Genomic DNA, 21,037 nt, shown 5'->3' with positions numbered 1-21,037 from the left:
AAAAAAATTAATGCAACGTTTTAACTGCGGCCATAACTATCTTCAAAGCGAACAATATCATCCTCGCCTAGATAGCTGCCTGACTGCACTTCAATGATTTCAAGGGGCTCTGTTCCAGGGTTAGCAAGCCGGTGAGTCTGCCCTTGAGGTATGTAAGTGCTCTGATTTTCATGTAAGGTAATAACTTGATCGCCATTGGTAATTTCGGCGATGCCTTTTACAACAATCCAATGCTCCGCCCTGTGGTGATGCATTTGCAAAGACAAGCTTGCGCCTGGTTTTACCTGAATTCGTTTCACTTTAAATCGCTCACCCTCATCCACGCTATCGTACCAACCCCAAGGTCTTGCTACTTTTCGGTGTAAATTTTTCTCTTCGCGATTTTGAGCCTCTAAACGAAGCACAATATTTTTAACGTCTTGACTATTAGCCCTATCAGCAACCAATACAGCATCAGCAGTCTCTACAATAATCAGATTATCTACCCCTACGGCACTTACTAGCCTACCACTTGCATGGACCAAGGAATTTCTGGAGTTAGACAACATGGCATCGCCTACGATTACATTTCCTTGCTCATCTTGCATACCAACTTGCCATACCGCATCCCATGCACCAAGATCATTCCAGCCTGCATTAAGCTCAACCATCTTTACAGAAAACTGAGAGCCAGGACACTTTTCAATTACAGCATAGTCAATAGACTCACTGGGTATTGCATTAAAAAGCGCTTTATCAGGACGGGCAAAAGAGACGGTGCCAGTCTGATCAATCGTTTTAGCCTCCCAGGATTTATTTGCCATATCAAAAATATCTGGACGATATTCTTTTAAGGCTGAAAGCCAGGTACTAGCGTGCAGGACAAACATTCCGCTATTCCAAAAATAATGTCCATTATCTAAATAAGACTGGGCGGTTTCTAGATTTGGTTTTTCAACAAATTTGTTGACTGAGAACTCTCCAAATGGACCAACATTGTCATTGCGCTGTATGTAGCCATAACCAGTTTCTGGTGCTGTTGGAGTAATACCCAAAATAACAATAGTTTTCTTATCACCATCAGATGCAACAACCTTAGTACATTCTTGGAGAGCTTTAGTAAACGTAGCAGAATCTTTAACTGTTTGATCTGCTGGCGTAATAACCAAAATTGGGTCACTTTTTTCTGTCATTGCTTGCAATGCAGCCAAGGTTAGGGCAGGAGCAGTGTTTCTTCCGGATGGCTCAAGCAACAAGGTGGCATGAATATTGGGCAGTTCGCGCAATTGATCTAGCACCAAAAAACGATGATCCTCATTAGTCACCACTAAGGTTTGGCCGATTTGCAATTCGGAATCGCCAATCAAATTAATTCGCTCAATAGCCTGTTGAAATAAGCTCTTGCCAGAGTCATCGCCCGATAAAACCAAAAATTGCTTAGGAAAACTCACACGAGATAAAGGCCACAAACGAGTGCCAGAGCCTCCGCACAAGACAATTGGGTTGATATCGATCTTTGACATAAATTAAATGTTAATGAGCAAGCTTAGAAAAGTCTTTAGGTGGCTGCAATGACAGTGATGCTACCAGCACAATCAACCAAACAAAGGTATCAACATAATTTTTTTGGGCTACCTCAGTGGTGCAATATAAAAGCAAAATGCTTCCTAGACCCCACGCTCCAAATATAGACCAAGGCAATGATTGGGGGGCAATATTGCTAATCGCCAATAGAGAGCTGATAAGGAGAAATAAAACTCCTGGCACACCTAAACCTAAAGCCAAATCCAACCATCCACTATGACTCTGGATTAAGGGGGCGTTAGGCCATTGCTCACGAGCAAGATGCCCAAACGAGCTCTGCACCAAACCATACCCCATTAGATTATTTTCCAGCAAATTTAGTCCAGTGGCGGCAAAAAAAATACGATCAAAATTGGTGACTGAAACAGTCACCCCATATTTATTTTTTGGATAATAGGAATCTTGAGTTTTCCAAACAACATCGGGGGAAACCTGAGAAGCAATTTCATAATCTGCCCACAGAGTTCCCCAAGAAGAATTAGAACAAATGTTATGGAATACAAAAATAATGCCAGCCAACAAAATCACCGCAATCATTTTCAAATTAGACTTCGATAGTCTATACAGGCCATTTTTCAATACTGAAATCAAGAAAACAATTATCAGCACCGCAGAGTAAATAATGCCGTTCTTGATATTTTCACAAATGAATAGACCTAACACAGCAATTACGGCAAATAGCCAAAACCATTGCTCACCAATATAGCTTGCTTGATTAACATCAGCCCTCTTGAGGTTGACTGACAACATACCTAGTGCAATAGCCAAAAGTGGTAAACAAAAAAATACATAGGCTATCTTGGCTACATAAAACTCTTCAGGGCCATAAAAAAGTTTAAGGAAAATTGGCGCTTTTAAAGCAATAGCTGACAGAAAAAAGGTGGCTACATATTTAATAAAATAAATTATCGTCGGAGTCCAAATACCGATGATCACAATCCACCAATCACGGGCCCGATTACTCTTAGAGACTGAAATCCCAAAACCGATTGCAAAGATAGCGCCCAAAGCCGCACGCTTCCAAAGGCTCAAATATTCTGCAGTTTGAAGCTCATGATTTGTTCCAATAAATAAAAGATGAGCCGTCATCCAGGCGAATAGTAAAAATATCAACCAAATGGGTACTGCATTTTTTTGAAACAGCAATCGATAATTCTTTATGATGATGTAAACACCCAAAATCGCTCCAACAGCAAAACTAATGCTACGAATTCCCAACGTATGAGGAAGCATAGTGAATGTCCACTGCAATGCAAAGATACATGCCATCGCAGTTGAAATCCACTGAGGCATAGCGTCACCTTGCTTCATGTGCACGGATTGAATCAAGCTCTTCATGAGGCCGCTAAACCATCACGCATCTGCTGCCAGCGATATGAGCTTGTCGAAACATCTGCAACGCCTCTCGTCACCATCCAACCTAAATACTCTTTAGCCTTATTGGGCTTTGCATAATAAATAGGGAGATCTCCTTCTCTCCTTGGGGCTAGCTTCGTTGGCAGTTTCTGACCACAAGCCTGCTCATAAGCGCTTAATAACTCTATCACGCTGACTGGCTTTCCAGTTCCCAAATTAAAAGTTTCACACCCTTGATGATTTTGGAGGAAACTCAGCGCGGCTAGGTGCCCCTCAGCCAGATCCATCACATGAATGTAATCTCGCTCACCAGTGCCATCTCTAGTGTCATAGTCATTGCCAAAGATATTTAGGTGAGGAAGTTTTCCAGAGGCAACCTGCATGATGTAAGGCATCAAATTATTGGGAATGCCATTTGGGTCTTCGCCAATCAATCCAGATTCATGAGCGCCGACTGGATTAAAGTAACGCAACAAAGTAATCCTCCACTGCGGATCACTTTTTGCTAAATCTTGCAAAATCTCCTCAACTTGAAGCTTGGTGCGACCATAGGTGTTAATCGGATTGAGTGGGTGCTCCTCGTCGTAAGGTAAATATTGAGGCTCTCCATACACTGTAGCACTACTACTAAACACAATGGTTTTGACATTTACCTGCTTCATTGCCTCGAGCAAACTAATCGAGCCAGCCACATTATTGTCGTAATACTTGAGTGGCTCTTGACCAGATTCTCCAACCGCCTTTAAACCAGCAAAATGAATGACGGCTTCAATTTTAAATTCTGTAAGTGTTTTGACTAGTAAGCCTGTATCACGCACATCGCCTTCGATGCACGGAATCATTTGATTGGTAATCTGATTAATGCGTTCCGATACGCTTCGATTACTATTACAAAAATTATCCAATAGAACAACGGAATGGCCCGCGTTGGCCAAAACTACGGCAGTATGGCTGCCTATATATCCAGTTCCGCCAGTTAATAGTATGTTCAAGGGCAAATTTTCGTATTAAATCAAATGTATATATAGTTGACGACCACCTGAGTTCTTGATTTTATAGCCTGACGCATACTTTCAGGACTAATTAAAATCTTTGTGGAGTCCTCTAAGGTATATCTTTAAGGGGCAAGTACATATAAAAAAATAGGAGAAAAAATGACAGCCTCAAACACCCCAAAAATCAAGCTTCGCAACTCTGTTACTGAATGCGCCCAATCCATCCGTAAGGAAAATTTTGGCAAATTTCATAACTACGGCATTAAAGACTGCATCGTATCGATAGCCGCATCCAAGGTGAAATAAGCAAAAAACTACGTATTTTGGCTATTTTGGGCGGTTTGGGTAGCTTTTTCCCGTTAAATTGCTATAAACCGCCCCTGCCAAAATCAGTAATACCGAGTCAATAAACACCGAGAAAAAGGCATAGCGAAACCCCATCGTTTAGCTCAAGACCACAATCAACGCTGGTGCAGCGCTAGGTGTATGCAGGTAGCGCAGGATAAACATCCCCCAAATAGACAACATCGCAGCAGCCGGCATGGTCAAGGGGCCGAGTAAATAGGCGCTTAATACTGATCCCGGCCATAGCAGATAGCATATTTCCAGCGATAACCTACCAAGACTGGGTCATCTTTGAGGCAACCCAAACACTAGTAACGCACTGGCCCCTAGTCATCAACCATTCATCCACCCCATTGAGCTCACCAAGGTATTTTTTGATAGTGAGCACTAACATAGGGCCAATAAATCCGTCTATACCCGCCCTTAATCTCTCATTTGAGGAGACCGGGGGCTGATCGCCTCCATGGTAAAAGGAGATTTGTTTGAGCTAAGCGCGAGGGGAATATTTCATCTTCACTTAGAGCGCCATTTAAAAACCAAGATTACTTCACCAGCCTGATCAAGATATCTTGATTTAAGCCCTGAACTATATATCTGCCTGCCGCTGGAGTGATGTGATCCTCATCTAATGTAGTGAGTGCGTTATCGGTGTCAGGAATGCGATTTAAACATCCGTCAGCATTACAAAGTCGATCATAGGCGGAGTAATACAAAGCTTGATTTTGCTCTGCCACCTTACGCAAATCGCGATCCATCTGCTCAATACCGGGCTCCAAGGACTCAGAATAGTAAGGTGGCGGCAAAGCTTTGTACTTCCTCCAATAACGGTAAACCACTTTGGGTAAATCATCCTTCCAGCGAGGAGTTGGCCCAATGATGAGCACTTGAATATTGTCTTTTTTCAAAATCTCAACCGTTGGGGCAATCTGTGCAAAATAAGATGGATGCCATGCTTTATAAATCACCACTAAATTAGGCTTGAGTTTGAGTATTTCTTTTAAAGCAACTTCATTGGCCCGCTTACAAAAAGGCCCTTGCTCATCCGTTGGTATGAGTCCGCCACAACCGGCAGCAGTCAATTGAGTGACACTGATTTGGGGATTATTTTTTTCGAGCTCACTAAAGCCGGGGTATATCGAGCCACCATGCGAGTCCCCCCACAATACTAGCTTATAAGGGCGATCTTGATGGATACACTGCGTTGAGAAGTTATTCACATCATCGCCAATATCCATGAGAAAGCAAGTGCGTTGGCGCTGCTCAGCAACCTTATCAAAGGTATAGCCCGAGATTTCTTTCATGAAAAACTTATGGCGAAATGCAATACCCTTGCGATCAAAGCAGTTGTAACCCAAATAGCCAACAAGAATCATCAAAAATATCAGAGCGATATTTTTATGAGTGCGGTAGCTAGCATTAAAGCGTATTGGTCTCTCGACAAAACGATAGGTTAGCCAAGCTAAAGCAATGGATACAAGTACTAGCCCTGCACGAAATAACCAGGAGGGGGTTTCACCTTCCTGCAGTCTTGCAAAAGCGAGCAAGGGCCAATGCCACAAGTACAAAGGAAAGCTAATTAAGCCAAACCAAACCAAGACCTTACTACTCAGGATTTTTTGATTACACCAAGCATTTGTTCCTGCACCAATCACTAAGGCTGCGCCCACTGTTGGCATCAAGGCCCACCAACCCGGAAAAGCGCTCTTTTGATTGAGAATGAATGATCCAAGTAAGATGAGCACTAAACCCAGCGCAGATAACCAGTGTTGATGCTTTACCTGAATTACCTGCAATACAGATAATCGATAGATTGTCAGATAAGCAAGTAATGACCCAATGAGCAACTCCCAAAACCGAGTGATCGGGGAGTAAAAAGTGGCAACGGGATTAGTGTTGATATATAAAACATTTAAGCCAAATGAAATGCCAGCAAGCACCAAAATAAATGGCAATACTTTTTTGGGCCAACGAGCAATAAAAAAAATCACCAGAGGCCAGACAAAGTAAAACTGTTCCTCAATCCCTAGGGACCATAAATGAAGCAAGGGCTTTAGCTCAGCAGCCTTATCAAAGTAACCACTCTCATTCCATAAAACGAGATTGGATACAAAACCTGCGCCACCTGCGATATGTTTTCCTAATTGCGCAAAATCATCTGCTAACAAATTGAGCCAGCCGAATGCATAACTAAAAATCAGCACAACAAATAGGGCCGGGAAAATGCGATTAACCCGGCGGGTATAAAACTCTACAAAGCTAAATCGTCTTTCATTGATATTTACAAAAATAATGGTCGAGATGAGATAGCCCGAGATGATGAAAAAGACATCGACCCCAATAAATCCACCACTGAGCCACTCAGAAAAGGCATGAAAGATGAGAACCGATAGAACTGCAATCGCGCGCAATCCATCTATATCAGAACGATATTTAGGATGAATTAGGTCAGGATGGTTGGACTTCAAAAGATTTTCTCGATCTATTTAAGTCCAAGAATAAATCATGCCAAAAGTTTGCAATAAAAAAGCCACTCTACTGAGTGGCTTTTTTATACAGATTAGCTTAGTAAAAACTCTAAGGGTTAAGCCTTCTTGGCCCAAGCACTGCAATGGGCTTTAGCAGCCACTTGCTTACCAGCAAACAAAGCGCAACCACCTGCAGCGGAATCTGGTTTGCCTTGATAGAGAGCGCAATTAGCGCAATTCTTACCAGCAACGTCAGAGACTGCAACATACTTCAAAGCCTTGGCTTGTGGATCAGATTCAGCAACCATTGCTTGAGCTTGAACCTTGCTGTTCAATGCCAATGTGCAGGCACCAGCAGCAGACAAAATCATAAATTGGCGACGACTATTTTTCATGGATTCTCCAAAATTAAAAGCGGTAAAAGATATGCATTTTCTAAAACTAAGGTGATCATAGTGGGAATTATTTCTGCTTGCCAAACAAGCCGTAAGTGCCTGATTTATATATCAATATAGATGAGAATTGTTCTCAGCAAACCAATGAAGAGCAATTGTCTATTTCCAGCCCTTTAACTCCATGCATCCTTGCCACTGACGAATATGAACACCAGAGGCTTGCTCCGGGTAATCCTCACCACACTCCTTTAAATCTTTTCGAAAATTTGCCACATTGTTTTTAGCGGGGTCAATGTTTTTATCTGGGATGGCGCCGCAAGAACAGACTATTGCAACCAATAAAACCATAAAGAGAATTCGAAGCACCGATGGCCTCTGATTATTTTCGGTCAATGAGGGCCAGGAATTCACGGCGCAGGTTGGAGTCTTTTAAGAAAGCCCCTCGCATCACGCTATTGATCATCTTGGAGTCACGATCTTTTACACCGCGCCACTGCATGCAAAAATGATCGGCATCCATGACCACTGCAACACCAACTGGCTTAATTTTTTTCTCGAGCATATCAGCCAACTCCACTACAGCTTCTTCCTGAATTTGCGGTCTACACATGACCCACTCAGTTAAGCGAGAGTATTTGGATAAACCAATTAATGCAGACTCCTTACTGGGTAAAACACCAATCCAAATGCGGCCCATGATGGGGCATAAATGATGAGAGCATGCACTTCGTACGGTAATTGGACCAATAATCATGAGCTCATTTAAGCGGCTCACGTTCGGAAACTTCGTTAAAGTGGGCTGCTCAACGTAACGGCCATTGAATACTTCTTGCACATACATCTTAGCTACGCGCTGGCTGGTATTTCTGGTGTTGTGATCATTTTGTGTATCTATGACCAAGCTCTCTAATACAGCCTGCATCTTTTCAGAAACTTCATCAACTAGACGCTCTAGCTCACCTGGTTTAATAAAAGCTGCAATATTGTCATTTGCATTAAAGCGCGCTTTCTGCACCTCTATTCGGCGACGGATTACAACGGAAAGAGGAAGACCTGAATCTTCCTTCTCATTGTTAGATTTTTTTATAGCCTTCTTGGCTGGTGCAGTCAGAGTAGTTTTTTTGGTTGCCATGTTTTTTTATCTTATTTAGATCTGGAAAAATATTGCGACGGCACAAACTAACCCCAACAGCCAAACGATTGATCTTGTGGAGGGCCAATTGGCGATATAACAAATTAAATATGCAATACGAGCAATTACAAAGCCAATCGCAAGCAAATCTATTCTTGCTTGCGGCGCATTGTTTATAGATGCGATCATCACCGCCGCAAAAAAGAGGGGGAGAGATTCAAAAAGGTTGGCTTGAGCTGCGTTGGCTCTTGCCCTAAAACCAGTTTGCTTAGCGAGCCATTGCCTTGGCATGCTGTTGTCATATTGATCAAAACCTTTTTTGGCAATGCCCGCAGCAACATAGGGAAATAAACCCATGAATAAGACACAAGCATATGCAATAGTCATTTTTTCTCCTTATCTACTGTTGGGCTCTTTAGGTTTTATTCTTTTTTGAACCAATACGACTTTCTGTGCCGTTGAGTAAATTTTGGATATTACTTCGATGACGCCAGATTAAAAGTAGACACACCACTAAGAGTGATATACCCATTGGCTGGAAGCCAAACAAAAATACAAAATAAATGGGGCCAAATACGGCAGCAGCCAAAGCGGCTAAAGAAGAGTAGCGCATGAATACAGCCACGATGATCCAAGTACCAAGAGTAGCGACACCAAGGATCACATTTACGCCAAACAAAATACCGCATGCGGTAGCAACGCCTTTGCCACCTTTAAAGCCATGAAAGATTGGAAACAGATGCCCCAAGAAAACGGCAAGCACTACACCACACAGCACCCATGAACCCAAGGAAGAAGTGAGCGATTGATCGCCCAACAAAAGTCGAGCCAGCATCACCGCAAAATAACCTTTAAGAGCATCTCCAAGAAAAGTGAGCCCAGCTGCTAATTTATTGCCTGTTCGTAGCACATTAGTAGCCCCCGGATTGCCAGAACCATAAGAGTGTGGATCAGGTAGGTTCATGAACTTACTGACTACCACGGCAAATGAAATAGAGCCGATCAGATAGGCAAGCGGAATCAACAACAGGTCTAAGGTTAAAGTCATAACGCCATCTTAAACACTTTTAGCATTCTAATCATGAACCACGTGGGTGATGCTGCTGATGAATCGATTTAAGGCGCTCTCTAGCTACGTGGGTATAAATCTGCGTAGTCGAAATGTCTGCATGCCCCAGTAATAATTGCACCACCCTCAAGTCAGCACCATGATTGAGTAGGTGCGTTGCAAAAGCATGCCGAAGAGTATGGGGCGATAGTGCAACGGGGATATTGGCAATAGTTGCATAACGCTTAATCAGAGCCCAAAAAGCTTGTCTTGTTAAGCCTGTGCCAGTATGGCGTCCCACAAACACCGCATCAGTCGTTTTGCCCTCAAGAAGTGGTGTACGAGCTTCTGCAAGATATCTTCTTAACCACTGCCCCGCTTCGCCACCAAAAGGCACTAAACGTTCTTTACCGCCTTTGCCGTTGACGACACGTACGACGCCCTCATTCAAACCCATGGCAACCGTCTTAAGAGAAACAATTTCTGAGACACGTAAGCCAGAGGCATACATGAGTTCAAACATCGTACGATCACGTAAACCCAGCGGAGTTTCTATATCAGGTGCATTAAGTAAAGCGGTGACCTGATCTTCGCTCAGCGTCTTTGGAAAACGTAATGCTTGCTTTGCAGCGCGCAATCCAATACATGGATCGCTCTTGACTAAGTTGATGCGTAAGGCGTGACGATAAAAACGTTTGAAAACCGTAAGTCGTCGATTGGCGGTAGTTGCCTTGTCTGCTCTACGATGCGCTATATAGGCAGTGAGATCTTTTTCTTGAACCGAGTATAAATCAGCGCCAGATTGCTGATACAGCCATTGCGCTAATAGCAACAAATCCCTTCGATAAGCAGACAGACTGTTCTTTGCCAGACCATCCTCTAACCAGCAAGCATCACAAAAGCGCTCTATCGCCTCTTCGCTTGCTGGGTGTATTTGACCTTTAGGGGTCATAGTAGATGAGATTTTTTGGCAAAAAGCAAAGGGGCACCTCCAGATTACTTAGTAGCCTCTTCCAACTTTTCAGCTAGCCAAACTTTCATCAGGGACTGATAAGGCACATCCAACTTATTTGCCTGTAATTTAATATTCTCTAGAACGCTCTGAGATAGGCGCAAAGAAATTGAGGCCGTTGAAGGCTTAAGATTTGGCATCGTCACTTTTGTTGCCTTGGACAGATCAAAATAATCTGAGGCATCATTTTTTTCCCAAAAAGCACGCTCTTCTTTTTCGTTCTTGAATTTAGGAATAATCTTATTAGGCTTTTTCATAAAACGCCCTTTCTTTTTTTCTCATTGGTCTTGCAGAAACCACTCTAATTAAGGTTCCCTTTTTGCGCAAAGTAAACACTACAGACAACGGCACTTTTGCGCTAGTGACTCCAAGTGCAAGATATCGCCGCTCTTCCTCGCTATGCTTTTCATCACCCGAAATTAATAAAGGCTGATTAAAAAATATTTCTTCAGCCTCAACCTGAGTAACTCCATGCTTATCTTGGCTCTTATAGGCATTTCCTGCATCCCACTGAAACCCCGCTATTTGATGAAGATCTATCATTAAAAGTATATTATCATAATATACATTAACTTAACAAGCAAATGGTCTTTAGAGGCTCGCCAGCCTAGCGTTAGTCACGGAAATTATTAAAGCCCAATGGCGCTTCGGTCACGTCTTTTTTAAGTAGAGCCATCGTTGCTTGCAGATCATCTCGCTTTGCACCAGTGATACGAACCGCATCACCCTGAATACTCGCTTGCACTTTGATTTTGCTATCTTTAATAATGCGGACTACTTTTTTAGCAAGCTCCGAAGTGATGCCTTTTTGAATCTTCATGGTTTGCTTACGCTTATCGCTACCAATAGTTTCTTTTTTATCATCTTTCAGATAACGCACATCTACATTGCGCTTAGCCATCTTGCCAAAGAGCACATCCCGTACTTGACCCAATTTAAAGTCATCATCACCAAATAAGATGAGAGTTTCATCTTTTTGTTCTACGCGACTATCAGAACCCTTAAAGTCAAAGCGATTGCTAATCTCTTTATTAGATTGCTCAATCGCATTTTTCAGCTCAATCATGTCCGGCTCGCAAACCACGTCAAATGAAGGCATTTTTTACTCCCTATTTATTCAATTACGTAACATCTTTAATTATCTGCGCACTTGGCAAACATTCGAATAAGATTGTGGCATGAACTCTGGCCAGAATGCATCCTCACACCCAAAATCGAGCCCAAACCTCGATCTTCAGGATCGCAATACCTTTGGGTTTGATGCCAGCGCAGAACTGGCCTACGAAATTACCGCCACAGATCAAATTTCAGGGATAATGCAAGAAATTGCCGAGAAGCAATTGACTTGGCGAGTGCTCGGCGGGGGTAGTAACGTCATCCTACCCAAGGTTCTACCTGGCGCAACCTTACTCATGAATATCACCGGTCAGCAGATAATTACTGCTGATGCAAGCTCAACTTTAATAGCCGTTGGCGGCGGAGTGAACTGGCATGAATTCGTTGCCTGGACCTTGGAGAATGATTTACCGGGTCTAGAAAACCTAGCCCTTATACCGGGCACAGTTGGTGCTGCACCCATTCAGAATATTGGCGCTTATGGTGTTGAGATAGGCGAGTACATTGATTCTGTTGAAGCTTTTGATTCTAAAAGTCATGCCTTTGTCACGCTTACAAAAGATGCCTGCCAGTTTGCATATCGCGATAGCTACTTCAAGAAAAATCCCCATCACTATATCGTGACAAAGGTCGTTTTTAAAATCCCCAAACTATGGCATGCACGTATTCATTACGCAGATTTAGCAAAACAGTTTTCAAAAAACTCGTCCCCAAGCTCAGAAGATGTCTTTTTGGCGGTTTGCAAGATTCGCACACATAAGTTGCCTGATCCCAAGGTGATTGGCAATGCCGGTAGCTTCTTTCAAAACCCAATTGTTCCAAATGAACAATACGAGACTTTGCTTCAAAAACATCCAGGCTTAGTTTCCTATCCTGATGCTGCGGGTAAGCGTAAATTAGCTGCTGGCTGGCTCATTGATCAATGCGGCTTTAAAGGTCGGCGCATGGGCGATGTGGGCGTGTATGAAAAGCAAGCCTTAGTACTAGTGAATCATGGTAATGGCACAGCAGAAGATATTTTGGGGCTTGCAAAATGCATTCAAGATAAAGTTCGCAAAGAGTTTGGTGTGAGCCTCGATATTGAGCCCAATATCCTTTAGTTCTTGTATGAGTTCCACCTAATCTTTCAGAGAAGATACTTTTTCAAACTGTACTGCTGCTGCGCCCTCGGCTAAACGTATTTCATATTCAGTTGCAGTGTGGAGATCTCCTGGCTTGCGGGCTACGTGAAGACCTTCATTGACATTCAGGATAACGGCATAACCACGCTCTAAAGTTCTTTGAGGATTCAGCATTTCTAACTGGGATTGATAGTGCATTTGATTACGTTTCCAGTTTTCCACGCGCACAGCCCAGGCTTGATTCAGGCGCTGTTGCCAACCTGTCATTTGCTCTCGCATCCTATCTGGATTTGGTAAGGCGTGACTTAATCTTAATGCTAATTGATCCAGTGTTTGTGCCTCACGCTCTACCCGTTGATTGATGCGCTGTAACAAGGCTTGCATGATTGCATCAAGCTCTTGCAGCATTTGATCTCTGCGTGGAGCCGCCAGCTCAGCAGCTCCGGTCGGGGTTGGTGCACGTAAATCAGCTACAAAGTCTGCGATCGTGAAATCCGTTTCATGCCCAACTCCACTCACTACTGGAATGGAGGAGCCCGCGATTGCATATGCTAACTGTTCATCATTAAACGCCCAGAGGTCTTCAATGCTACCTCCGCCACGCACTAATAAGATTACATCTACTGCCTGCTCTTTCTCTGCAGCCTTGAGTGCAGCAATGATTCCTGCAGGCGCATCCGAGCCTTGCACCAGGGTTGGGTAAATGACAATCGGAATGTGCGGCGCGCGTCTTGCCAAGGTGCTTAGAACATCCTTTAATGCGGCTGCTTGTGGCGAAGTAATAATGCCAATGGCTCTTGGGTGTGTTGGGATCTCTCGTTTGCGATCCTCATCAAATAAACCTTCTTTTGCGAGTTTGGCTTTGAGCTTTAAAAATGCCTCATACAAACAGCCCATGCCAGCACGCCGTAAAGTTTGGATCGTCAGTTGAATATCGCCTCTAGGAACATACATGCCTAAACTGGCGCTGACTTCGACCAAATCTCCCGCTTGCGGCATAAAGCCAACTTGGCCATTACGGCCACGGAACATCACACAGCGAATTTGACCTTCCTCATCCTTTAATGAGAAATACCAGTGCCCACTGTCATAGGCCTTAAAGTTCGAAATCTCCCCGCTAACCCAAACAGTATCGAAACGATCTTCCAAAGATTGTGCAATGGCGCGGTTTAGATCGCCGACAGACAGAATTTCCCTTGATATTTCCGACATTTTTTCTCTTCGCTCCCTAAGCTATCTGGCCTAGACGGTAATAAATATCCACAGAAGCCCACTGGCTCTTGTTTAATGCGCATAAGTAAGTAATTACTGACCCTAAACGTCTCATAAATACTACAGTTAAATGATAAGCATATGATTTATATGCTTAATTTATCCCGACATCTCATAGTACTTTTAGGAGAATTACCCCCAGCCGACGATTAATCAAGGACTTAGAGCGGCCTTACAAAAAAGTTTTGCACAGAGTTATCCACAGGCAAGCTTTCTGAAAGGAGCACATTAATTCAGCTAAAGTACTGGTCATATGTACTCCATCTTACTATCCGCTGGCTGGCCTATTTGGCCTCTTTTAATCATTTCTATTATTGGCCTAGCCATTCTCATTGAGCGCAGCTGGTATCTGCGCCAGGCTCATATTTTCCCAAAAGGGTGCTTAGAAACTGCTTTTACCCTTGCCAATCAGGTGGCTAGCCAAAAAACACTGGCGAGTGAGCAAATCACTCAGTTAGCCCAGTTATCGCCAGCAAGTCCATTGCTTGCCTGCGTCTTGCGTGAGAAATCTGCCGGCAATAACACTCAATCAGCCTTAGAAGAACTGCAAGCGGTTGCACAGGCTACTTGGTTAAAGTTTGACCGCTATCTAGGAGCATTGGCAACAATCGCCACCCTAGCACCTTTATTAGGCTTATTTGGCACCGTAGTCGGCATGATTGAAATCTTTGGTAGTCAAGGCGCTATCAATGGTGCTGGCAATCCCCAACAACTTGCACATGGAATCTCTGTGGCACTCTATAACACTGCATTTGGTTTGTTGATTGCAATACCTGCGCTGGCAGCCTGGCGAACATTGCGCGCAATCGCCAATCAACGTCAGCGTGAATGCGAAGAGTTCACACGCCAATTATTTAAAAAACTGTATCCAACTGAATCTACATAATGAGTTGGCTAGATACCCAATCGAAATCAGGAAAACAGTTTTCCCTAGGAGCTACATCGGTTTCTGCTGAGCCAGAAATTAATCTAATCCCGTTTATTGATGTCTTATTGGTTGTATTGATCTTTCTCATGATCTCTACCACCTTCACACGTTATCAAGAATTAGCGATTACTTTGCCAACTGCAAGTGGCAATGAAACTCAAGCAGAGAGTAAACAAGTGCATATTGCAGTCAGTCGAGATGGCCGCTTTGCAATCAATGGCAAATTGACAGACCCATCTCAGTTAAGCAATGTCTTGACGCAGTTAAGCACTGAATCCAATAAGCAAGCTAACAATAATCTACAAATTAATATCGATGCAGATGCTAAAGCGCCTCATCAATCCGTCATGACGGCCCTAGAAGCAGCGCGTGACGCCAATCTGAGCAATATTGTTTTTAGTAGTCAGACAAAGAAGTAAGTAGAAGAAATTAGCGATGGCGTTATCTATTTTTCGCAATGCCCCCAAGTTTTGGGAGAGGCGTGGTCCAACCAGTCTTGCGCTGTGGCCGCTCTCCTGGCTATATAGCGTGATCTTACGAATTCGCAAGTTAATTCACGACTTAGATATTGGTAGGACTGAACCCGCTCCAGTCCCCATCATCATTGTTGGCAATATTCGCGTTGGGGGCACTGGCAAAACACCCATTGTGATTGCCTTAGCGCAGCAACTATCTCAACTCGGCTGGAAGCCTGGAATCATTAGTCGAGGTTATGGCTCATCTGTACAGACAACACCACTGCAAGTGAAGAGTGACTCTGATCCTGCTGTAGTTGGTGATGAACCAGCCTTGATTGCAAAGCGTACTGGCAACCAATTTCCGATCTGGGTCTTTCCCAAGCGCCAGCAAAGCATCAAAGCAATGCTAAAGCACTCCCCTGATGTAAATATCATTATTAGTGATGATGGTTTACAGCATCGCGGCTTGATTCGTTGGCCTGCACGTGAAGGTGGTCGCGATATAGAGCTCGTAGTACGTGATGATCGAGGTGAAGGCAATCGCTTTCTACTTCCCGCTGGTCCACTACGTGAACCAGCTACCCGTGAGCGTGATGCTACTTTATTTACCAGCCCCCCCAAGACTCAAAAAAGTGGCCTCCTTGATGAATACTTTCTGGGTCGTCGATGTTTCAATTTGGCCAGTCGCTTGGGCATGCCTTATCAACTCATTAATATCTCGAACACTCAGTCGCTTGAGCAAATTGCTGAACAATTCTCACCAAAGAATATTTCGGCGCTTGCAGGCCTTGGTAACCCACAAAGATTTTTTGATGACCTAGCAAAGCATAGCGTCACCGGGAAATGTATTCCACTACCAGATCACACCACCTTCAGTCCAGACTTTTTCACTGCCATCAAATCAGAATGCATTCTCATTACAGAGAAGGATGCGGTTAAATGTGCAGGCATCGAGGATGAGCGTATTTGGGTTGTACCAATGTTGCTCCATCTACCCGACAATCTGATGGACTGGTTGCAATCCATTTTACAAAGACCAGATCCTCGTCGATACACTTTATAAGCCCAGTAAGTGCATTAAGCGCTACACTCCTTTCTCATACCCTTCATTTAAATCATTATGGATAAACGCCTACTCAATATCTTGGTTTGCCCTTTGTGCAAAAGCCAACTGCATTTGGATATCGATAAACATGAGCTGATATGCAAAGCGGATCGCCTAGCCTATCCGATTCGTGATGATGTACCAGTAATGTTGATTGAAGAAGCACGCAGCTTAAACGCTGACGAAGCTATCTAAGCAATTCAGAATGACTATTGTGTCAAAAGCCCCAGATTTTTTGGTTGTTATACCAGCGAGATTGGGCTCTACTCGCTTACCGCGTAAACCACTTGCCGATATTGGCGGAAAACCTATGGTGATACGAGTTGCGGAGCAGGCCAAAAAATCTTTGGCGCATAGCGTAATAGTAGCGACTGATTCAACTGAAATTCAGGCGGCATGCAATGAGCATCATATCGAATGTTTATTGACTAGCTCAGACCACCCAACCGGGACTGATCGTCTTGCAGAGGTAGTGCAATTACTCAAACTTCCTAGTGATGCATTGGTAGTCAATGTTCAAGGTGATGAACCTCTCATACCGCCAGAGCTCATTAATCAAGTTGCGCAAAAATTGGCTGATCATACGGAATGCGCGATCTCCACTGTTGCTGTTCAAATTCATGATGTTGCTGAAATTCAAAATCCAAATGTCGTTAAAGTGGTTCTCAATCACACTGGGGAAGCACTCTACTTTTCAAGAGCAGCCATTCCCTTTGTTCGAGATTCGCAGTTAGCGGGAACAACTAAACATTTGCGTCATTTGGGGATTTACGCCTACCGAGCTGATTTTTTACAAGCCTATACGCGCCTTGAACCAGCGCCCCCAGAGCTAGCAGAGGCATTAGAGCAGCTTCGCGCCCTTTGGAATGGCTATCGAATTACGGTTCATACTGCCACTGAGGCCCCACCAGCAGGCGTGGATACCCCTGAAGATCTAGAACGAGTAAGAGTCCTCCTAGCTAAGGTATGAGAGTTCGCAAGTAGATTGCTGCTTCTCGGGGATAATCCTAGGCTTTAGAAACAAAAGATCCCGACAAAATACGGGACAATTACAGATCATCTAAGGGGAAAGACAATGCGCTTAATTCTGCTCGGTGCACCTGGCGCCGGAAAAGGCACCCAAGCTCAGTTTATTTGTGAAAAATTTGCAATTCCACAAATCTCTACTGGCGATATGCTGCGCGCTGCCGTAAAAGCCGGTACAGAGCTCGGCGTTGCCGCTAAAAAAATTATGGATGCCGGTGGCTTAGTTTCTGACGACATCATTATTGGCTTAGTGAAAGATCGCTTGACCCAGCCAGATTGCAGTAAAGGTTATTTATTTGATGGCTTCCCAAGAACTATTCCTCAAGCGCAAGCTATGAAAGATGCTGGCGTACCGATCGATTATGTTTTAGAAATCGATGTTCCATTTAATGCCATCATTGATCGTATGAGCGGTCGTCGTGTCCATCCTGCTTCTGGTCGCACGTATCACATCAAATTCAACCCGCCAAAAGTTATAGGTAAGGATGATGTGACTGGTGATGCACTGATACAGCGCGATGACGATAAAGAAGAAACGGTTCGCAAACGCTTGCAGGTTTATGACGACCAAACCCGTCCATTGGTTGATTACTACTCTTCATGGGCTGCGCAAGCTAGCTCAACAGACAAAGTCAAAGCGCCGGCTTATAGAAAAGTAAGTGGTACTGGCAATGTAGACGATATTACTGCTTCAATCTTTGCAGCATTGAAGTAAGTGATTCTGCTTAATAAAAAGGACTGTAGTGCAGTCCTTTTTATTTGCAATACAAGAAGTCTAGAAGACTTATAGGTCTTTACTTTAATTCTTTAAGGGCACTTTCAAAAGATTCAATATCTGCAAAGCTTCGATAGACAGAAGCAAAGCGTATATAGGCCACTTTATCAAGACGCTTCAGCTCACGCATTACAAGCTCACCGACGCGCTCGCTAGGGATTTCTTTTTCACCCAGACTGAGTAGCTTTTCTTCAATACGCGCAATCGATTCGTCAACTGAATCTGAAGATACTGGGCGCTTACGTAAGGCCAGCTTAATTGAGCTTACTAGCTTGTCATGACTGTACTCAACTCGGCTACCATTCTTTTTCACAATGGCGGGTAAGGCTAGCTCTACCCGCTCGTAAGTTGTAAAGCGCTTATCGCATTTGGCACAACGGCGGCGGCGGCGAATCGTATCGCCCTCATCCGATACCCGGGTATCTAAAACTTGAGTATCGTCGTTATGGCAAAAGGGGCAGCGCAATGTGAACTCTTTTCTTTAGTGTTAGCTTGCTTAACCGTAAACTGGAAAGCGCTTCGTTAACTCAGAAACCTGTGCGCGAACCTTGGCGATATTTTCTGGGTCGGTTGGGTTATCCAAAACATCTGCAATGAAATTACCTACCTGTCTTGCTTCTGCTTCTTTAAAGCCCCGCGTTGTCATCGCTGGCGAACCCAAACGAATACCGCTAGTTACCATTGGTTTTTCTGGATCATTCGGAATACCATTTTTGTTGCAAGTAATATGGGCTTCACCCAAAACACGCTCCGCTTCTTTACCAGTCATTTTCTTCGCACGTAAATCCACCAACATCACATGAGAATCAGTTCCTCCAGAAACAATGCGAAGCCCACGAGAGATTAATGTTTCAGCTAATGCTCTTGCATTGGCTATCACTTGCTTTTGATATTCCTTAAATCCTGGCTCTTGCGCCTCTTTGAATGCTGTTGCCTTAGCAGCGATCACGTGCATCAAAGGACCTCCTTGAAGGCCTGGGAATACAGCAGAGTTAATGGCTTTCTCGTGCTCAGCCTTCATTAAGATGATGCCGCCACGGGGGCCACGTAAACTCTTGTGCGTAGTGGAAGTCACGATGTCAGCATGGGGTACTGGGTTTGGATAAACACCAGCAGCAATCAGACCAGAGTAATGCGCCATGTCCACCATAAAAATTGCGCCGACCTCTTTTGCTAATTTACCAATGCGTTCCCAATCGATTACAAGTGAGTAGGCAGATGCGCCAGCAATAATCAATTTAGGTTTGTGCTCGCGTGCCAAACGCTCCATTTGCTCATAGTCAATTACTTCGTTTTTATCGAGACCATAAGAAATAGGGTTGAACCACTTGCCGCTCATATTCAATGCCATACCATGAGTTAAGTGACCACCCTCGGCCAAACTCATCCCCATAAAGGTATCGCCCGGCTTTAAGAAAGCCAAAAAAACCGCTTGATTAGCAGATGCACCGCAATGGGGTTGAACGTTAGCAGCTTCAGCACCATACAGAACTTTGACACGATCAATTGCTAACTGCTCAGCAACGTCGACAAATTCACAACCACCGTAATAACGCTTGCCTGGATATCCCTCAGCATATTTATTCGTCAATTGGGAGCCTTGGGCTGCCATCACTGCGGGTGAGGCGTAGTTCTCAGAGGCAATGAGCTCGATATGGTCTTCTTGACGCTTATTTTCGTTCTGGATGGCTTCCCACAACTGGGGGTCGGTTTTGGCTAAAGTGTTCTGGCGGTCAAACATGGTAATAATCCTGAAGAAGTTGGATTGTTGAGTGAATTAACTTAGTAAAATCAACCTACATCATACAAAATCCATCATGACCACCACACAAGACCTCTCATTCCTTTCCCTCGTCCTCAATGCCAGCCTATTAGTACAGTTGGTAATGTTGTTATTACTGGGGATGTCTATTGCCTCTTGGACCATTATTTTCAAGAAAACGGCTGTTTTGCGTGGGGTAAGACGAGATACCGAACGCTTTGAACGTGATTTTTGGTCTGGCGGTGATCTCAAAACCCTTTTAGAGGCATCACAGCGCAATACACGCAGTGACGCAGTCCTGGAACATATCTTCGAAGCTGGGATGCAAGAGTTCATGAAAGTTCGTGAAATCGATGCCTCCCGTCGCGCGATGAAGGCTACTTACCAACGCGAAATGGATACCTTAGAGGCCAACTTACCATTCTTGGCGTCCGTAGGATCTGTATCACCCTATATCGGTCTTTTTGGAACGGTCTGGGGAATCATGCATGCATTCCGTGGTTTAGCGAATGTACAGAACGCGACCTTAGCTGCAGTAGCTCCTGGCATTGCTGAAGCACTCGTCGCAACTGCTATTGGTTTATTCGCAGCGATTCCTGCGGTAGTTGCATATAACCGCGCAGTGACTGATGTAGATCGCCTTGCAATTCGCTTTGAAACTTTCATCGAAGAGTTCACGAATATCTTGCAACGACAAACTGCAGGTCGCTAATTAACTATGGCCGGATCTTCTTTGCGTAAATCAAAACGTCGGGCAATGTCCGATATTAATGTCGTTCCTTACATTGATGTGATGTTGGTCTTGCTGGTGATCTTTATGGTCACCGCACCCATGGTAAATCCAGGTGTAGTCAACCTACCAACCGTGGGTGGCGCTAAAGTGCAATCATTACCACCTGTCTTTCTGACGATTGATGCCAGCGAAAATGTCATCGTTCGCAAAGATGGTGAGCCTGTTCAGACACTGAACCCATTTGAGCTTGGTGCATTTGCAAGAACGCAAGCTGAGAAATCTGCTGAGCAACCAGTAGTTCTGGCTGCAGATAAGTCCATCAAATATGAGACCGTGATGAATGTTATGTCTAAGCTCAAAGAAAATGGTGTCAAGCGTGTTGGTCTAGCAGTCAAGAGTCAGTAAAACGCAGATCTAACCTCTATTTGCT

General features: G+C 44.0%; 26 protein-coding genes. 10 read left to right on the top strand and 16 right to left on the bottom strand.

Annotated elements, in window-relative coordinates:
- Window positions 1-20: 20 nt before the first annotated feature.
- The 3 genes from AOC29_RS01565 to galE form a co-directional block, all read right to left on the bottom strand.
- Window positions 21-1,502: a mannose-1-phosphate guanylyltransferase/mannose-6-phosphate isomerase gene (locus tag AOC29_RS01565; RefSeq protein WP_215296313.1), complete on the bottom strand. Its 1,482-nt coding sequence runs from the start codon at window positions 1,500-1,502 to the stop codon at window positions 21-23.
- A 10-nt stretch (window positions 1,503-1,512) separates the two neighbouring features.
- Window positions 1,513-2,742: an O-antigen ligase family protein gene (locus tag AOC29_RS01560; RefSeq protein ID WP_215296312.1), complete on the bottom strand. Its 1,230-nt coding sequence runs from the start codon at window positions 2,740-2,742 to the stop codon at window positions 1,513-1,515.
- A 155-nt stretch (window positions 2,743-2,897) separates the two neighbouring features.
- Entirely contained in the window at window positions 2,898-3,911 is a 1,014-nt protein-coding gene (galE, locus tag AOC29_RS01555) for a UDP-glucose 4-epimerase GalE (protein ID WP_215296311.1), read from the bottom strand.
- 162 nt (window positions 3,912-4,073) lie between these two features.
- Between galE and AOC29_RS01550 the strand changes: the two genes are divergently transcribed.
- Window positions 4,074-4,220 carry a hypothetical protein gene (locus AOC29_RS01550; protein ID WP_215296310.1) on the top strand — a complete coding sequence of 49 codons (147 nt, stop codon included), beginning with the start codon at window positions 4,074-4,076 and terminating at the stop codon, window positions 4,218-4,220.
- Between the two features lie 581 nt (window positions 4,221-4,801).
- On the opposite strand, the gene AOC29_RS01545 is transcribed toward AOC29_RS01550, so the two are convergent.
- The 10 genes from AOC29_RS01545 to AOC29_RS01500 form a co-directional block, all read right to left on the bottom strand.
- Window positions 4,802-6,724, bottom strand: coding sequence for an acyltransferase family protein (locus AOC29_RS01545; RefSeq protein WP_215296309.1), 1,923 nt, complete (start codon window positions 6,722-6,724; stop codon window positions 4,802-4,804).
- Window positions 6,725-6,840: 116 nt separating this feature from the next.
- On the bottom strand, window positions 6,841-7,119 hold the full coding sequence (locus AOC29_RS01540; protein ID WP_215296308.1) for a high-potential iron-sulfur protein: 279 nt from the start codon (window positions 7,117-7,119) through the stop codon (window positions 6,841-6,843).
- Between the two features lie 159 nt (window positions 7,120-7,278).
- Window positions 7,279-7,485, bottom strand: coding sequence for a hypothetical protein (locus AOC29_RS01535; protein WP_215296307.1), 207 nt, complete (start codon window positions 7,483-7,485; stop codon window positions 7,279-7,281).
- A 13-nt stretch (window positions 7,486-7,498) separates the two neighbouring features.
- A complete protein-coding gene (gene folE, locus AOC29_RS01530) occupies window positions 7,499-8,251 on the bottom strand; it encodes a GTP cyclohydrolase I (RefSeq protein WP_215296306.1) in 753 nt (250 codons plus the stop codon).
- Between the two features lie 15 nt (window positions 8,252-8,266).
- Window positions 8,267-8,638, bottom strand: a complete 372-nt coding sequence (locus AOC29_RS01525) for an MAPEG family protein (RefSeq protein ID WP_215296305.1) — start codon at window positions 8,636-8,638, stop codon at window positions 8,267-8,269.
- Between the two features lie 28 nt (window positions 8,639-8,666).
- Complete coding sequence (gene plsY / locus AOC29_RS01520; protein ID WP_215296304.1) at window positions 8,667-9,299, bottom strand: glycerol-3-phosphate 1-O-acyltransferase PlsY; 633 nt, start codon at window positions 9,297-9,299, stop codon at window positions 8,667-8,669.
- Window positions 9,300-9,330: 31 nt separating this feature from the next.
- The gene (xerD, locus tag AOC29_RS01515) at window positions 9,331-10,251 is read right to left on the bottom strand and encodes a site-specific tyrosine recombinase XerD (RefSeq protein WP_215296303.1); all 921 of its coding nucleotides are present in this window, start codon (window positions 10,249-10,251) and stop codon (window positions 9,331-9,333) included.
- 44 nt (window positions 10,252-10,295) lie between these two features.
- Window positions 10,296-10,568 (bottom strand): type II toxin-antitoxin system BrnA family antitoxin, encoded by a 273-nt coding sequence (gene brnA, locus AOC29_RS01510; protein WP_215296302.1) that lies wholly within the window; start codon window positions 10,566-10,568, stop codon window positions 10,296-10,298.
- Window positions 10,555-10,854: a BrnT family toxin gene (locus tag AOC29_RS01505; RefSeq protein ID WP_215296301.1), complete on the bottom strand. Its 300-nt coding sequence runs from the start codon at window positions 10,852-10,854 to the stop codon at window positions 10,555-10,557. Before AOC29_RS01505 ends, brnA begins: the two co-directional genes overlap by 14 nt.
- A gap of 70 nt (window positions 10,855-10,924) precedes the next feature.
- Window positions 10,925-11,410, bottom strand: a complete 486-nt coding sequence (locus tag AOC29_RS01500) for a YajQ family cyclic di-GMP-binding protein (RefSeq protein ID WP_215296300.1) — start codon at window positions 11,408-11,410, stop codon at window positions 10,925-10,927.
- Window positions 11,411-11,489: 79 nt separating this feature from the next.
- On the opposite strand from AOC29_RS01500, the gene murB reads away from it, so the two are divergent.
- Window positions 11,490-12,527, top strand: a complete 1,038-nt coding sequence (gene murB / locus AOC29_RS01495; RefSeq protein WP_215296299.1) for a UDP-N-acetylmuramate dehydrogenase — start codon at window positions 11,490-11,492, stop codon at window positions 12,525-12,527.
- 18 nt (window positions 12,528-12,545) lie between these two features.
- On the opposite strand, the gene xseA is transcribed toward murB, so the two are convergent.
- Window positions 12,546-13,760 (bottom strand): exodeoxyribonuclease VII large subunit, encoded by a 1,215-nt coding sequence (gene xseA / locus AOC29_RS01490; RefSeq protein ID WP_215296298.1) that lies wholly within the window; start codon window positions 13,758-13,760, stop codon window positions 12,546-12,548.
- Between the two features lie 313 nt (window positions 13,761-14,073).
- On the opposite strand from xseA, the gene AOC29_RS01485 reads away from it, so the two are divergent.
- The 6 genes from AOC29_RS01485 to adk all read left to right on the top strand — a co-directional run bounded on the left by AOC29_RS01485 (window position 14,074) and on the right by adk (window position 18,052).
- Complete coding sequence (locus tag AOC29_RS01485; protein ID WP_215296297.1) at window positions 14,074-14,706, top strand: MotA/TolQ/ExbB proton channel family protein; 633 nt, start codon at window positions 14,074-14,076, stop codon at window positions 14,704-14,706.
- Window positions 14,706-15,167 carry a biopolymer transporter ExbD gene (locus AOC29_RS01480; RefSeq protein WP_215296296.1) on the top strand — a complete coding sequence of 154 codons (462 nt, stop codon included), beginning with the start codon at window positions 14,706-14,708 and terminating at the stop codon, window positions 15,165-15,167. The genes AOC29_RS01485 and AOC29_RS01480 overlap by 1 nt, the downstream gene beginning before the upstream one ends.
- A gap of 16 nt (window positions 15,168-15,183) precedes the next feature.
- Window positions 15,184-16,269: a tetraacyldisaccharide 4'-kinase gene (lpxK, locus tag AOC29_RS01475; protein WP_215296295.1), complete on the top strand. Its 1,086-nt coding sequence runs from the start codon at window positions 15,184-15,186 to the stop codon at window positions 16,267-16,269.
- 57 nt (window positions 16,270-16,326) lie between these two features.
- On the top strand, window positions 16,327-16,506 hold the full coding sequence (locus tag AOC29_RS01470) for a Trm112 family protein (RefSeq protein ID WP_215296294.1): 180 nt from the start codon (window positions 16,327-16,329) through the stop codon (window positions 16,504-16,506).
- A gap of 10 nt (window positions 16,507-16,516) precedes the next feature.
- Window positions 16,517-17,281 (top strand): 3-deoxy-manno-octulosonate cytidylyltransferase, encoded by a 765-nt coding sequence (gene kdsB / locus AOC29_RS01465; RefSeq protein ID WP_215296293.1) that lies wholly within the window; start codon window positions 16,517-16,519, stop codon window positions 17,279-17,281.
- A 105-nt stretch (window positions 17,282-17,386) separates the two neighbouring features.
- The gene (gene adk, locus AOC29_RS01460) at window positions 17,387-18,052 is read left to right on the top strand and encodes an adenylate kinase (protein ID WP_215296292.1); all 666 of its coding nucleotides are present in this window, start codon (window positions 17,387-17,389) and stop codon (window positions 18,050-18,052) included.
- Between the two features lie 79 nt (window positions 18,053-18,131).
- Here the strand turns inward: adk and nrdR are convergent, their stop codons facing one another.
- Both nrdR and glyA read right to left on the bottom strand, forming a co-directional pair.
- Window positions 18,132-18,578, bottom strand: a complete 447-nt coding sequence (nrdR, locus tag AOC29_RS01455) for a transcriptional regulator NrdR (RefSeq protein ID WP_215293634.1) — start codon at window positions 18,576-18,578, stop codon at window positions 18,132-18,134.
- Window positions 18,579-18,608: 30 nt separating this feature from the next.
- Complete coding sequence (gene glyA / locus AOC29_RS01450) at window positions 18,609-19,853, bottom strand: serine hydroxymethyltransferase (protein WP_215296291.1); 1,245 nt, start codon at window positions 19,851-19,853, stop codon at window positions 18,609-18,611.
- Between the two features lie 76 nt (window positions 19,854-19,929).
- On the opposite strand from glyA, the gene tolQ reads away from it, so the two are divergent.
- Window positions 19,930-20,586 (top strand): protein TolQ, encoded by a 657-nt coding sequence (tolQ, locus tag AOC29_RS01445; protein WP_215296290.1) that lies wholly within the window; start codon window positions 19,930-19,932, stop codon window positions 20,584-20,586.
- Window positions 20,587-20,592: 6 nt separating this feature from the next.
- Complete coding sequence (tolR, locus tag AOC29_RS01440) at window positions 20,593-21,012, top strand: protein TolR (protein ID WP_215296289.1); 420 nt, start codon at window positions 20,593-20,595, stop codon at window positions 21,010-21,012.
- The last annotated feature ends 25 nt before the right edge of the window (window positions 21,013-21,037 follow it).

The sequence above is a fragment of the Polynucleobacter sp. JS-JIR-5-A7 genome (assembly GCF_018687935.1).
Classification (GTDB): Bacteria; Pseudomonadota; Gammaproteobacteria; order Burkholderiales; family Burkholderiaceae; genus Polynucleobacter.
The sequence above is the reverse complement of the archived record's forward strand: the minus strand, read 5'-3'. Positions and strand labels throughout refer to the sequence as shown.